Source organism: Gimesia fumaroli (assembly GCF_007754425.1).
Taxonomy (GTDB): Bacteria; Planctomycetota; Planctomycetia; order Planctomycetales; family Planctomycetaceae; genus Gimesia; species Gimesia fumaroli.
This window is the reverse complement of sequence record NZ_CP037452.1, coordinates 343,805-358,017: the sequence shown is the minus strand read 5'-3', so window position 1 is coordinate 358,017 and position 14,213 is coordinate 343,805. Positions and strand designations below refer to the sequence as shown.

Genomic DNA, 14,213 nt, shown 5'->3' with positions numbered 1-14,213 from the left:
GAACAGATAAAGTGCTCGCAGTTACATCCTTACAAAGCAGTAAACACGGAAACTCTTTGTGAGTCTCTATTTACATATCAGGTCGATTGTATGTCTTTTGATGCGTATCATAAATGGCTGGGAATTCCTCCTGAGAAACAGCCGCCCCACTACTATCAGTTACTGGGGATTTCCGTAAATGAGCGCGACCCTGAAGTCATTGAAACTGCTGCACAACGACAGCGTTCTATCCTGGAAGAAAACCTGCACGGCCCTCACCGACAAGCAGCCTCACAACTGATCTTTGAAATTGAAGAAGCCGAACTGACTCTGTTGAGCCCGGAACTGCGAGAGGAATACGACCGACAGATCAGGCTGGTTCTCAAGAAACAGAAACGGAAGCAGAGCGGGCATAATCTTGATCCTGATTCCAACAGGCCCGCCGGCGAAGGTAGCGGATTATTGTACCGCTTTGTGGGAATCATGTCGGTCATACTGGCTGGTTTCCTCATCATGGCCTACTTCGAATATCAGAAGCCACGCACCGAAGAGGAAAAGAAAAAACTTCGCGCTCAACCGATCAACGTCGAGAAAAAACTATCCGCGCCAGCAAAACCAGTAGTCACAGAGAAATCAAAGCCCCCCGCTCCCATCGCGAAAACAGAAGCAGAGGCGATAGCATGGATCTTCTCTCAAGGTGGTAAAGTCACTTTTAATGGGGGGGGGAAAGGTAATCGAACGCGTAGCCGACTTACCGCCGGAGCCCTTTGAGATCACCACAATTAATCTCATCAAGTGTAACGTCACTGATGCGACTCTTGCCAATATTCTCCCACTCAATTCCGTGCAATCTTTGTTACTGTCTGAGACGAAGATCTCAGACAAGAGTATTGCTGTCATCAATCAATTCAAAAACCTGCTTTATCTTAATATCCCCGGGATAAATTTATCTGGTCGGGGACTTTCTCAATTGAGCGATCAGCTTAAGCTCAGAACCTTGCACATCAATAATAACCTGCGTCTCAACGATGAAGACATCAAGTATGTCGTTCAATATCCACAATTAACAAATATCTCAATTGCTCAGACTTCGATTACAGGCCGCGGACTATCAGAAATGGCTAGTTTGAAAGGCCTGACAGCTTTACAGATTCATCTGGCTAAGATCGACGATCAAGGTTTAGAACAACTCCAGGCGTTTCCAGAGCTCCAGGTATTGCTCCTGGGAGGACCGTTAAATTCCGAGCAGGCAATTATGAATGCCGTCCAGAACTTAAAGAAGCTGCGCATCCTCTTTATCTTTGATGTTCCACTTACGGATGCAGGCGTGAATCGCTTAGCAAACAGGACAAATTTAAAAGAGATCAAATTGATTCGAACCAATGTCACCGATGCGGCTGTGAATCGTCTAAAGGCAGCATTACCGGATGCGAAAATCACGGTTGAAAAATAAAAGCGAGTTGCTACCAAATAAGTGGCAACAACTCGCCTTTGATTCAGTTCCGGTCACAATGTTTTAACTGAAGAGTTCTCGAACAGGATCTCCCATATCGGTGATCGGCACGGGGCGATCACCGGAGAAGAGTTCTTCGGTGGGATCGATTCCCAGTGCGGCGTAAATGGTTGCATGCAGATCGGGTACGGAGACGGGGCGGGAAACAATTTTCTGTCCCAGCTCATCAGTTTCGCCGATCGTTTTTCCGTTCTGCAGTCCGCCGCCTGCCAGCACAACGCTGAACGCTTTGGATTGATGACCGCGGCCTCCGCCGGAATCGAATGAGGCGGGGCGACCGAACTCGGAAGCTACGACAATCAATGTTTTGTCGAGCAGTTTTTGTTGCTCCAGGTCGAGCACAAGTGCGGACAAGGCACTGTCCAGCTCTTTAATCAACAGGTGCTGATTGAGCTGGCCGTCGTTATGGGTATCCCAGCCGGTTCCATTCACGAAGTTCAGGTTGTGTGAGACTTCAATGAATCGCACGCCGGACTGGATCAACCGTCGCGAGAGCAGACAGCGTTGACCGAACTCACCGCCGTAGGCGTTTCGCAGATCGCTTTTTTCATTGCCTAACTGGAAGACTTTCATGAACTCGGGACCTGACAGACGCAGCGCTTCGGCCACCGATTGATCGTAATCCTGAATCGTCTGTCCGCCCACACTTTTCTGACGATATTCGGCTCGCATTTTTGCCAGCAGACGTTCGCGGCGGTCTTGTCGACTTTGATTCACGCGGGATGATCGCGTGAAGCCACTGGGACCCGCGTTTGTATCGGTCAGGTAGACATAGCCGGCTTTGCTGCCCAGAAATCCGGGACCGCGAGTCACGTTGGGATAACCGATGAGCACATAGGCGGGAGCGTGTTCGCTGGCCGCGCCACGTTTATGAGCGACAACCGAACCAACGGAAGGATACGTAATCGTACCCGTTGTAGGCCGACCGGTGTGCATGCGGTTTGTCGCGGCCGCGTGTTCGTCGATTACTTCGTGATGCACGCTGCGGACAATATTGAATCGATCCAGAATCGGTGCGCATTTGGAAAGATGCTCACAGACATCGGTCCCCTTGATCGCAGTCGGAATCGGATCGTAGTACGAACCGGCCTTCTTTGTTTTCGCGTCCCCTTTTCGTTTGGGATCCCAGGTATCGATATGACAGGAACCGCCTCCTAGCCAGATCATGATACAATGCTCTGCTTTGCCAACGGGAATGGGCTGCTTTTTGGCCCCGTGTTTTGTTCCATGCTTTTCGGACGCCAGCAATTGCTGCCAGGGAGTTCCCAAGGCGGAAGCTGCCAGACCGGTCACAGAAGCCTGTCGTAAAAAATCGCGACGTGTTGAATGAAATTCGTTCATGATGCGCTCTTATTTATTTTGAAAAGGTGTACTAACTCAGTTTATTTTCATGACAATCATTTTAAGCATTATGGAACAAAGACAAATTCCGGCGAATTCAACAGAGTCCACAACATATCTTCATAGCGATTCCGCCAATCGTCTTGCAGTCGCTGTGTTGGTGGATCACCTTTTTTGACGGCTTCCTGCAGTTCGACTTTGATCTCGTTGGCACGAGGGCTCAAATGGTTTGACCAGCCCACCAGATTCCGTGGCAATGGCTCACGACTGACGAGTTGGGCATTCATATTCACACGTTCGGCGTAACCGGGTTTCAGCAGTTCAACAAACATTTTCATCTCACTGTCGGTCGGTTCGCGGGTGAGTGTTTTCATGACTGTCCGCTGGATTAACTCTTCAATAGACTGATCCTTTAATGCCAGGTTTGTGAAATCGCTATCGTCGGAAAGACGTGTGAACCGTTTGCCGATCACGCCGTTAGCGAGGATGGCCGGCTGTAGAGCCGTCGAGGTATATTCGCGAACGGAAAGCGGATTCTGTCGCGTGTCCCGCCAGCCGAACGTTTTCAGTAAGGTAATAAATGGCTGTCCAAACGGAAGTGCCAGACTGGGGCGATCGCGTTCATTGGAAGGCGAAGTAAACTGCCAGGCACGACGCGGCGTTCCCAGATCAAGTGAACTGTGATAATCCCGCGAGCCATCGATGTCGATACACATCCGACCGGCATCCAGTGGCTTTCCGCAAATGGCAAACAGTGAATCTACAATCTGTTCTGCTTCCATGCGGCGTAGAACGGGAGAGGCAAAATTGTAGGTAGAATCAATAAGTGATTCTATTTTAGCGATGTCAGTAGCCGCCTGTCGCTGATAGAGATCAGATTCAAAAATCAGACGTGAAATATATTTTAAATCATATCCATGAATCACAAACTGTTGTGAGAGGTATTTGAGCAATTCCGGGTGAGAAGGCTCCTGACCATCCCAGTCATCAACGGGTTCGACCAGTCCCTGACCGAGATAGCGTTTCCAGATCCGGTTGACAATGACATTCGCAAATCGCTCATTCTGCGGAGAAGTAATAATCGCCGCCAGTTCTTCGCGGGTGTCCTTTGAAGATCGCAGATAGTTTTCAGGGAACTTGCCGGGCTTGACCAGTTCTTCAAACGTCCATTTGGGAGTGACGTTTTCTCCTGGTAACAAGGTGACCGAGACCAGCATCGAGTTTGACTTCGGATCGAAGCCGGGAATGGAACTGGTTTTAGGAACCCCTTGTGGCGATCGTTTGAGCATCGCCGCCAGGCTGAACAGGTCACGTTGTTTAAAATCGTGGAATGGTGCATCGTGACAACGGGCACATTTCATATTCAAGCCGAGGAACGTCTGGCCCACGATGTGTGCTTTGGCTGCCATTGGTGCGTCGTTCTGCGAAGCCATTTCGAAGCCGGCTGGACCACCAAAGTATTTACTGCCTTCCATCATGACCAGTTCGGTCAGGAAACGATCAAAGGGTTTGTTATCGTAAAACGATTCGTGAATCCACCAGCGAAAAGGTCCGGTGTTATTCAAGGTTGGATTCACGATGTTCGGGTTCTCGGCCAGCACATCCTGCCAGTAGCCCACCCAGTTGTCGGCCCAGGCAGGATCATTGATCAAACGCTCAATCGCAAATGCACGACGGGATTCCGATTTTTGGGAGAGATACTCCTGAATCAGTTCAGGGGGAGGAACGGTGCCTGTGGTATCAATTGAGAGACGTCGCAAGAAAGCGAGATCATCCAGTAAAGGTGATTGCGCGGCTTTCTCTTTTGCCAGACGTCGATTGATAAAATGATCGATGGCATTATTCGCACGGAGCCCTGTTGCAGCAGCGGGCACTTTGACCTGAGGCTGCTTAAGAGTTTCTGCTTTGGCAAGCTTGTGACGCCAGTCCCAATACTTGTCTTCCTTAGCAGCCGCTTTTCTGCGTTGCTCTGCGTTGACTGAGATCATATCGTAGCGGTACTGGCGTTCGAAAGGCAACCAGTCTGCGTCAGTCAACATGACGACTTCATCGGTTGTTGTCAGTAACTGAAAATCCTTTTCAGGATCGCCGATGAAGACAGCAGTTTCGCCGAAATCCGGTCGGTGACGTGAACCGCCGACAATCATTTCAAAGCGAACACGATGTGGTTTGCCATCGCCGGTGTATTCAACGACTTTTTCGGTATCGCCTCGATGCAAGGGGCGAATATTCGGGGCCAGGCTGCGATCCACTTCAAAGACTTTACCGTGGGCACTGCCGGAAATTTTATGAAAATCGGTTTCGGCGATCAGTTTGTTGTCAATATACAGCCGGGATGCATTGCGGGCGCGAATCAGAATTCGTTTTTTCCCTTTGGGAATAGTCATGTTTGACATGGCACGAACCAGAAACGGATCAGGGCGATCCACTTTCACGCCTCGCTTAGAATAGCGATTGGGAATTTCAATCAAAGCGAAATGTGGTTGTGTGAATGTTTCCGCATATCGAGGGGGGCGGAAGCTCCAGGACTTCCGACTGGGAATGCCTTCGTAGATATCAACCTGAACCCGATCAGAGGGAACGGCGGTCCAATCGATGCGGGGCTTGGGTGCAACATATTTAAAATGAGCGGCAATCTGTTTTGCCGAAAGCGCCTTTCGATACAGGGCGAGTTCATCCATCAGGCCATCGAACGAACTGTTCGCCGAACCGCCCATGGAGGAACCGATCCAGACTTCATCATTATCAACAACGGGAGCGATCGTCGTATCGCCGCCCATATCCCATTTACCGGAGATTGCCTGACCGTCAACATACCCTTTGAGACTTTTCTTTTTTCCAAACGTGTACGTCACAGCGACGTGATGCCAATTGCGGGCACTGATGCCGGCTCCTTTGGATGTCCAGCGGTGGAAATTCGGTTTGACATCTTCTTTGTCCGGATTGCCTCGAAATAGAAAGCTGATTTCAGAACCCGTGACCCGTAAGCCATAGTTCTGGTTATCGCGGGCAAACCCTTTGCGGCCAGTGCGGCCTTTCCCGATGATATAGTAATGTCGGCCTGACTGTGTTGAGTTAAGATTCACCCAGGCTTCGATTGTGATTGAATCACCGGCGGTGAAATCGAAATCACTTTTCTCGCCTGGATCGACAACACGAAGATAGCCTGACCCCGGTTTGAAGTGAGCCGCCTGATTTTTGGAATTGAAGAGCGGGAACTCAGAAGGACGCGGTCCAGCGGCTGCTTCAGAGAGCTTGCCATTCTCCAGTGCCATCACAGGCTTCGCTTTTTTATCCTCTTTCTTCGGAGTGGTTTGAACGCCAGCGTACCCCTCTTTGGATCGTTGTTCGAAGCTCCAATAAGCAACGGGTTTCTCGGAAAGAATCAGCTCGCTGTAAGTCGCGGGTGCTTTTTTCGCTTGTTTTGGTTTTTCGGCGGCTGACAGGCTCGAAAACAGAGGCAGGGCGAGCGAAACAACCAAGAGGAAGAAGGAACTCTTAACGAATGCCAAATAGTTCATAGCAGGCAATTCCAGATAAAATCAGGTTCTCGGAAGAGATATCACAGCAGGCGAGTTTTGTGAAAACCGGATGATTCCGACCCACAAACAGTACTGTACACAAGGATGCCACATTTATATAAATCGTGATCTATAAGAATATACCGAAGCCCGCGCGGATCTCACTCCAAATTATAACCTGATTGGGGAATTTGTGAAATTATTGTGAGGAAGCCCCCTTTTTTGTGAGATTCTGCTTTATCTGGACACATTTATGCAAAAAGGGCCCCACTGGATTCTATATGTCCCAAACTGGGGTTTGTCGGCATCCGATTTTTATTAAGGGACGAAAATAAATTCCGGTGAGTTCAATAAAGTCCAGAGCATATCTTCATAGCGTTTGCGCCAGTCCTCTTTCAGGCGTCTGGTCGGCGGGTCCCCTTTTTTGACGGCGACCTCAAGTTCGACTTTGACTTCGTTGGCCCGGGGGCTCACATGGTTTGACCAGCCTACCAGATTTCGCGGCAATCGCTCGCGGCTCACAATTTCGGCCTGCCGATTCACCCGCTCCGCGTAACCGGGTTGCAGCAGCTTTAAAAACATTTTGCGTTCCTCAACCGTCGGCTCTCGTGTCAGTGTTTTCATCACGGTTTCTTGAATCAACTCTTCCAGCGGCTGATTCTGTAACGCGAGTTCTGTGAAAGCACTATCATCGGAAAGCCGGGTGAAGCGTTGCCCTAACAAGCCATTGGCGAGAATGGCTGGTTGCAATGCCGTCGCTGTGTACTCGCGCGTTGTAATTGGGTTTTGCCGTGTATCCCGCCACCCAAAGGTTTTCATCAGAGTAATAAAGGGCTGCCCAAACGGCAGCGCCAGACTGGGGCGATCCCGTTCATTAGACGGAGATGTAAATTGCCAGGCACGGCGCGGCGTTCCCAGATCGAGCGAATTGCGATAGCTGCGAGCGCCATCAATGTCGATACACATCCGGCCGGCGTCCAGTGGTTTTCCACAGATTACAAACATGGAATCCACAATCTGCTCGGCTTCCATGCGGCGTAAAACCGGAGATGCAAAATTGTAGGTAGAATCAACCAGTGATTCAATTTTTGTAATGTCAATAGTTGCCTGCCGCTGATACAGGTCTGATTCAAAAATCAGTCGGGCCAGATGTTTTAAGTTATAGTCATGTAGTACGAACTGCTGTGACAGATACTTAAGCAATTCAGGATGAGAGGGTTCCTGACCATCCCAGTCATCTACAGGCTCGACCAGTCCATTTCCCAGGTACCGCTTCCAGACCCGGTTCACAATGACATTCGCAAACCGTTCATTCTGAGGAGCCGTCATAATCGCCGCCAGTTCTTCGCGCGTATCCTTGGAAGAACGGATGTAATTCTTCGGAAACTTGCCGGGCTTGACCAGTTCTTCAAACGTCCATTTCGGCGTGACCTTTTCTCCCGGCAACAATGTAACCGAAACCAGCATCGAATTGGATTTCGGATCGAAGCCGGGAATCGAACTGGTTTTGGGAACACCTTGTGACGATCGCTTGAGCATCGCCGCCAGGCTGAATAGATCACGCTGTTTGAAATCATGGAATGGCGCGTCATGACAGCGGGCACACTTCATGTTCAGACCGAGGAAGGCCTGACCGACAATGTGGGCTTTCGACGCCATAGGGGCATCATTCTGCGATGCCATTTCGAAACCGGCCGGCCCGCCGAAGTATTTGCTGCCTTCCATCATCACCAGTTCGGTGAGGAAACGATCGAAGGGTTTATTGTCATAGAACGACTCGTGAATCCACCAGCGGAAGGGCCCGGTGTTATTCAAAGTCGGATTCAAAATATTGGGGTTCTCTGCCAGCACATCCTGCCAGTAACCAACCCAGTTGTCAGCCCAGCCGGGGTCATTGAGCAAACGCGCAATCGCGAAGGACCGACGGGATTCCGGACTCTGGGCCAGGTATTCCTTGACGAACGTCGGCGTCGGAACCGTGCCGGTGGTATCGAGTGAGAGCCGGCGCAGAAACGCCAGATCATTCAAAGGTGTAGACTGTTTCGCCTTTTCTTTGACTAAACGGTGATTAATGAAATGGTCGATGGCATTATTGGCCCGTAACCCCTTGGATGCTGCAGGCACCTTGATCGGATGCTGTTTCAGAATTTCTTCTTTCGCCAGTTTGTGCCGCCAGTCCCAGTACTGATCCTCTTTTGCCGAGGCTTCCCGACGACGTTTCGCGTTGACGGCGATTTGATCGTAGCGGTACTGACGCGCGAAAGACAACCAGTCCTGATCAGTCAGCATCACCACCTGATCAGAGGGCGTCAGTAGTTGAAAATCCTGACCGGGATCGCCGATAAAGACGGCGGTTTCGCCGAAATCAGGCCGATGCTTAGAACCACCGACAATCATTTCGAACCGTACGCGATGCGGCTTGCCGTCGCCCATATATTCAAAGACGGCTTCGGTATCGCCGCGATGCAGAGGACGAATATTCGGCGCCAGGCTCAGATCGACATCGTAGACTTTGTCGTGGCCACTGTTGGTAATCTTATGGAATTCGGTTTCTGCAACCAGCTTATCGTCAATATACAACCGCGACGCATTTCGGGCACGAACCAGAATCCGTTTTTTCCCCTGAGGGAGTGTGATCCGTGACATTGCCCGGACCAGAAACGGATCGGGGCGATCAATTTTCACACCCCGTACCGAGTAGCGGTTGGGAATTTCGATCAACGCGAAGTGGGGTTGCATGAACGTTTCCGCGAAACGGGGCGGACGAAAGCTCCAGGATTTCTTGTTGGGGATTCCTTCATAGACATCTACCTGTACCCGATCACTGGGAATCGTCGCCCAGTCAATTTTGGGTTTGGGAGCGACATATTTAAAATGGGCTGCGATCTGTTTGGCCGAGAGTGCTTTTCGATAGACGGCGACTTCGTCCAGCAAACCGTCCAGCGAACTATTGGCTGATCCGCCCATGGAAGAGCCGATCCAGACTTCATCGTTATCAACGACAGGCGTCCGCGTTGTATCGCCGCCCACATCCCATTTTCCGGAAACCGACTTGCCATCGATATAGGCTTTGAGACTTTTCTTTTTAGCAAACGTATAAGTCAGCGCCAGATGATGCCAGTTGCGGGCACTGATTCCGGCTCCCTTTGAGGTCCAGCGGTGATAGGTTGGCTTCTCCTCGTTCTTCTCAGGTTGAGTGCAGAACAGAAAACTGATTTCCGAACCGGTCACCCGTAGACCATAGTTCTGATTGTCACGGGGCATTCCTTTCCGATGGGTACGGCCTTTCCCGAGAATGTAGGAAAATCGTCCCGCTTGAGTCGAATTCAGATTCACCCAGGCTTCGATTGTAATTGAATCACCGGCGGTGAAATCCAGTGGGCTGTTTTCCCCAGGATCCACTACTCGCAGGAACCCGGCTCCTGCCTTGAATCCGGCGGCCTGGTTTTGTGGGTCGAACAGAGGAAACTCGGAAGGCCGGGGACCAGCTGCCGGGCTGGCCAGCTTTCCACTGATAAGCGCTTTGACAGGCTCGTTTTTTTCTTTGTCAGCGACGACGCTACTGTAGCCATCAGGGATAGATGCCTCAAAGTTCCAGTAGAAGGCCGGCTGGTCTGAAAGAATCAACTCGCGATAACTGGTCGAAGCAGCTTTGGTGCTTTTTTCTTTTTGCGCATAGGACGGACTCGCCGCCAGCGGCAGAGCGAGCAAGAGACCCAGCAGGCAAAGGGAACGCTTAACGAATGCCAAAAGGTTCATAGCAGACAATTCCAGACTATCAAATTCTCATGAGAGAGGTCGTAGCAGGCAAGCTTTGTCAGCTACAGGTCATTCTGAAGCTGACAAACATACTATACATAAGCAGGTCGCAATGTCGTAAATCGTGATCTAGTTTAATATACCGGTACACAGGTTGATCTCACGCCAAATTCTCCACTGTTCGAGTAATTTATAATTTTTTTGCGGGAATCCCCCTCTTTTTGTGAGATCGTTTATTTTCTGGTATATAACAGCAGAGAATTTCAACGCCGCCGATCTTCGGTGGAATGGATATTGAGGATCATCGTCGATTTGAAACCTGAAGAGACTGAAAGCTTTGTTCAACTTTTAACCGCTCACCAGAGCGTACTCTATGCTTACATCCGCTCATTACTGCCTGACGCAGAAGCGGTACAGGATGTGCTACAAGAAACAAATCTGGTGCTCTGGCGTCGTTCTGAAGAATTCGAAGCGGGCACCAATTTTGTGGCCTGGGCATGTAAGGTGGCTTACTTTCAGGTGTTAGCTTTCTATCGCGATAATAAACGAGATTCGATGGTGTTTAATGTAGAACTGGTTTCGATGCTGGCGAAACAAAATGAAGAGAAGCTGGCGGGTTCGCACGACCTGCAGCGAGTGCTTTCCCGTTGTCTTGCCAAACTTCCGGAACAAAGCCGTCGCCTGATACAGCAGCGCTATGCTGTGGGCGGATCGGTGCAGGCGATTGCGGCGGAACAAGGTCGTTCCGTTGGCGCTGTATCGCAAACGCTGTATCGCATACGGCAACTTTTACAAGAGTGCGTCCAAAAAACACTTGCCAATGAGCAGGGAGAAAACGTGTCATGAATCAGAACCATCAACCTTCCGAGGACCAGAATGATCCCCAGGAAATTATCTCCGCCTTTCTCGATGGTGTCCTTACCGACGAGGAAAGCCAGGCGTTTTTGAAACGTCTGGAATCGGATGCCGCTGCCCGGGATCTCTATCTGGAAATGATGAATACCGATTCCCTGCTGCAATGGGAACAGGGGCAAACGGCACCGTTGCCGGATCTGTTCTGCCTGCCCCCTGAAGAGGCGGCGATGTCGCGGCCGGGCATTGACCCTGGAGTTGCCTCAGCACGAAAGCAGCTGGCATTCATGCGGTATGCACTGGCGGCGACCGTTGCCATCTGTCTGTTTCTAACCGTACTCCTGCTTCTTGAAAGCCATCCCAACCGGGCCATTGCACGACTGGATTCCAGTGACGGCGTTCCCGCTGCGATGATCATTGAAGAACACCAGCCGGTCTGGGAAAAAACAGAGTGGACTCAGGATGTCAGCAAGCCGCTTGTTCCAGGTTGGTTAAAATTAAAATCAGGACGCGCCCTGATCGACTTTTTGAGCGGCACAACAATCGCGTTAGAGGGACCTGCCGAACTGGGAGTCAACTCGGATGATCGCGCATATTTAAAATCGGGGCGTCTCGCCGTTGTGGGAACTTCCCGCGTTCACGATTTTGTTCTGACAACCGCCAACCTATCGATTCTGTCTCAGTCGGCTAACTTTGGTCTCTCAGTAACCCCTGAAGAACAAACCGAGCTACATGTGTTTGAGGGAAGTGTGACGGTTTCTCAATCACAGCCACAACCCGATGCCGAGATCACTCAGGACCAGACACCCGAAACGGCAGATTCAATCACAGTCGAAGCCGGGCAGTCAATTGTCTTTGATAACAGCGGACAGGAAGTGGTTCGTCAACTCGCAGACCAGAGTGCCTTCCCCACCCGAAACCAGTTTTCTGTCGCAGATCCCCCCGGCGATATCCCGGCCATCGACTTTGCGTCACACAAAATTGAGCCCTACAGTTTTCAGGACGGGCAATATGAGTTACCGACGGATTACCAGCTCATCGAACAGGGCAAAGGAATTCGCCTGTGGGGGAACGCCTGGAAGACGCTGGATGTGAACGCGGAGATTACCCCTGATACGGTCATCGAATTTGATTTCCGCTCCTCGCATCAGGGCCAGATTCACGGCTTCGGTTTTGACACCGACAAAAAGTACGATAAAGGGAATCATGTGTTCCAGATTTACGGCTACGAAGCCTGGTCCCATATCGGACAGCAGTTTAATACTTATACGGGAACCGGCTGGAAGCGATTCCGGATTCGCGTGGGACGTTATCTGACAGGGAAATACCGCTACCTGCATTTTATTGCCGATGAAGATGTGATCGCCCGTGCGGAAAGCCAGTTTCGCAATGTGCGGATTTATGAGGCGCCCACGCAACCATAGTTTTCTGATTGTGTAGAACGAATTATTTTATCTGGTTCAAAAATAACGACCACCGCGGTTTCCCTTAGTGGTACGAGTTCACTGTCGGTTTCCTGCTCGCTGCGCTCGGCCCGAATTACATTCGGGCCTACCGATTCGGATGGGATAAGAAAATTTGTTTTCTCAATGCCCCGAATTCAGTTCGGGTTCGGGCTCGTCGGTTTCGGGGGGAGGTGGATCGTCTTTGCATCCCCCGAGAATCAGAAAAGTAGCCGCAAACAGCAAATAGCCTACGCCGATTCCTGTTGCATAAAAGGTGAAGCCGTCGGTATTTTTTTCCGTGAATGCCAAACGAAAATGAATGTCGTTGCCGATGATTTCATAGGCGTTGGTGAGTCCGACAAAAGCGAACAGAGCTGCAATGCCAGACCAGACTGCGGCCGAGCGGTATTTGCCGTCAATCAGGCAGGCGCAGATGGCAGCAAGGATCATGCAGGTGAAGATAAAACCGCGTTCCATCACCACCAAACCATGCACCAGAAAGCCGTTGACCTCGGTAAACAGATTCGTCGAGAGAATTTCCTGCAATGATTTTCCTCCGCCCACGAGCAATGTTCCCTGCATGAGGGTTGCTCCCCAGGCGGCAATCGCCGGAAACAGACCGAGGGCGACAGCGGGTGCGTGTCGTTTGGGGGAAGCCTGAAATGCCTGTGCGGTAATCACCATACCGATCCAGAGCACAATTGCGATTCCCGCTTCGAGCGGAATGATCTTGCTGATGACGCCTGTGGTTCCGGTGAGGCAGATGAAGAGAAAAAAGATGCCATTCAACGTGGAATAACCGGCCCGCGAACCCATCTCTTTCCAGCCCGGGTGTCCGATATAAATTGTCGTAGGAAAGCAACTGCCGAGCAGCGACGCGACAATGGTTCCGGCACCGTTGGCAATCATGGCGGGCTTGGCAGGATAACTGTCGCCGGCGGCTTCAGCCGATTCGATGTTCTGCATACTGCCAATCACGTTAAACAGACCCATTGGAAAAATCACTGACATATATCCCAGCCACTCACTAGGCTCTTTCAGCAATTCCCAGAGCGCGGACCCTGCAAAGTGCGGCGGATACCAGCCCCACTGTCCCCAGGCGGTCTTGATGGCTTCTGTACTCATCGCGGAGCCCTCCATCAGATTTGGAATGACTTCGGGAAGTACCCAGGCGCAGATGGTGCCGACAATGATTGCCAGTAAGCCGCCCGGAATGCGAAAGGGAAGTTTGGTCCGCGAAAAGAGAGTCAGCAGCACAACGGCTGCGGGCAGCATGGCAATCAGTGGTCGCTGATAGATTTTCAGTGCGAACGTCATCGAGATAAAGCCGATGGCAATACCGGCCAGCGTAGAGAGCAGAGCCGCCCGCGGGGTCAGCTTGCGTACGCGATCTGCGATGAACGCGCCGCAAAATTCGATGATGCCGCTACCAAAACAGGCGAGTAAGCCCATTTGCCAGGCAGCTTCCGGACTATTCGTACGTTGGTAGACGGGCACCATTACAAAAAAAATGTAAACCAGTAGTGAGGGCGTGTTGATGCCATATGGGAGGGCGCAAACATCGCTCCGGTTTTCCCGTTTCGCCAGTTGATGTGCCTGCCAGGCGTAAAAAATATTCCCGAACAGAATACTAAGCGCGGCTCCGGGAAGAATATATTGCAACAGCAATTTGGAATCGGCAGAGATCCCACACAGGCCACACAACGCCACAATTAATAGAAGCTGGACAAGGTTATCGATCATCAAAGCGAAAAAACCGTCCAGGTCGCGTCGTACGAAGAGGGGGTAATTGCTGTGCTTCAT

General features: G+C 50.9%; 8 protein-coding genes. 4 read left to right on the top strand and 4 right to left on the bottom strand.

Translation table 11 applies throughout. From position 1 onward, the window contains the following. The first annotated feature begins 90 nt into the window (after positions 1–90). Together Enr17x_RS01360 and Enr17x_RS29425 are read left to right on the top strand one after the other, a co-directional pair. A complete protein-coding gene (locus Enr17x_RS01360; protein ID WP_145305460.1) occupies positions 91–750 on the top strand; it encodes a hypothetical protein in 660 nt (219 codons plus the stop codon). After that, a complete protein-coding gene (locus Enr17x_RS29425) occupies positions 677–1,432 on the top strand; it encodes a leucine-rich repeat domain-containing protein (protein ID WP_198000905.1) in 756 nt (251 codons plus the stop codon). Before Enr17x_RS01360 ends, Enr17x_RS29425 begins: the two co-directional genes overlap by 74 nt. A 63-nt stretch (positions 1,433–1,495) precedes the next feature. Here Enr17x_RS29425 and Enr17x_RS01350 read toward each other — a convergent pair whose 3' ends face one another. The 3 genes from Enr17x_RS01350 to Enr17x_RS01340 form a co-directional block, all read right to left on the bottom strand. Beyond that, positions 1,496–2,833, bottom strand: coding sequence for a DUF1501 domain-containing protein (locus Enr17x_RS01350; RefSeq protein WP_145305458.1), 1,338 nt, complete (start codon positions 2,831–2,833; stop codon positions 1,496–1,498). A gap of 68 nt (positions 2,834–2,901) precedes the next feature. Then, on the bottom strand, positions 2,902–6,354 hold the full coding sequence (locus tag Enr17x_RS01345; RefSeq protein WP_145305457.1) for a DUF1553 domain-containing protein: 3,453 nt from the start codon (positions 6,352–6,354) through the stop codon (positions 2,902–2,904). 318 nt (positions 6,355–6,672) lie between these two features. Continuing rightward, positions 6,673–10,113, bottom strand: coding sequence for a DUF1553 domain-containing protein (locus Enr17x_RS01340; protein WP_145305456.1), 3,441 nt, complete (start codon positions 10,111–10,113; stop codon positions 6,673–6,675). A gap of 294 nt (positions 10,114–10,407) precedes the next feature. On the opposite strand from Enr17x_RS01340, the gene Enr17x_RS01335 reads away from it, so the two are divergent. Then, a complete protein-coding gene (locus Enr17x_RS01335) occupies positions 10,408–10,959 on the top strand; it encodes a sigma-70 family RNA polymerase sigma factor (protein WP_198000904.1) in 552 nt (183 codons plus the stop codon). Then, positions 10,956–12,389 carry a hypothetical protein gene (locus Enr17x_RS01330; RefSeq protein WP_145305454.1) on the top strand — a complete coding sequence of 478 codons (1,434 nt, stop codon included), beginning with the start codon at positions 10,956–10,958 and terminating at the stop codon, positions 12,387–12,389. The genes Enr17x_RS01335 and Enr17x_RS01330 overlap by 4 nt, the downstream gene beginning before the upstream one ends. Positions 12,390–12,551: 162 nt before the next feature. Here the strand turns inward: Enr17x_RS01330 and Enr17x_RS01325 are convergent, their stop codons facing one another. Continuing rightward, positions 12,552–14,213: an NCS2 family permease gene (locus tag Enr17x_RS01325; RefSeq protein WP_145305453.1), complete on the bottom strand. Its 1,662-nt coding sequence runs from the start codon at positions 14,211–14,213 to the stop codon at positions 12,552–12,554.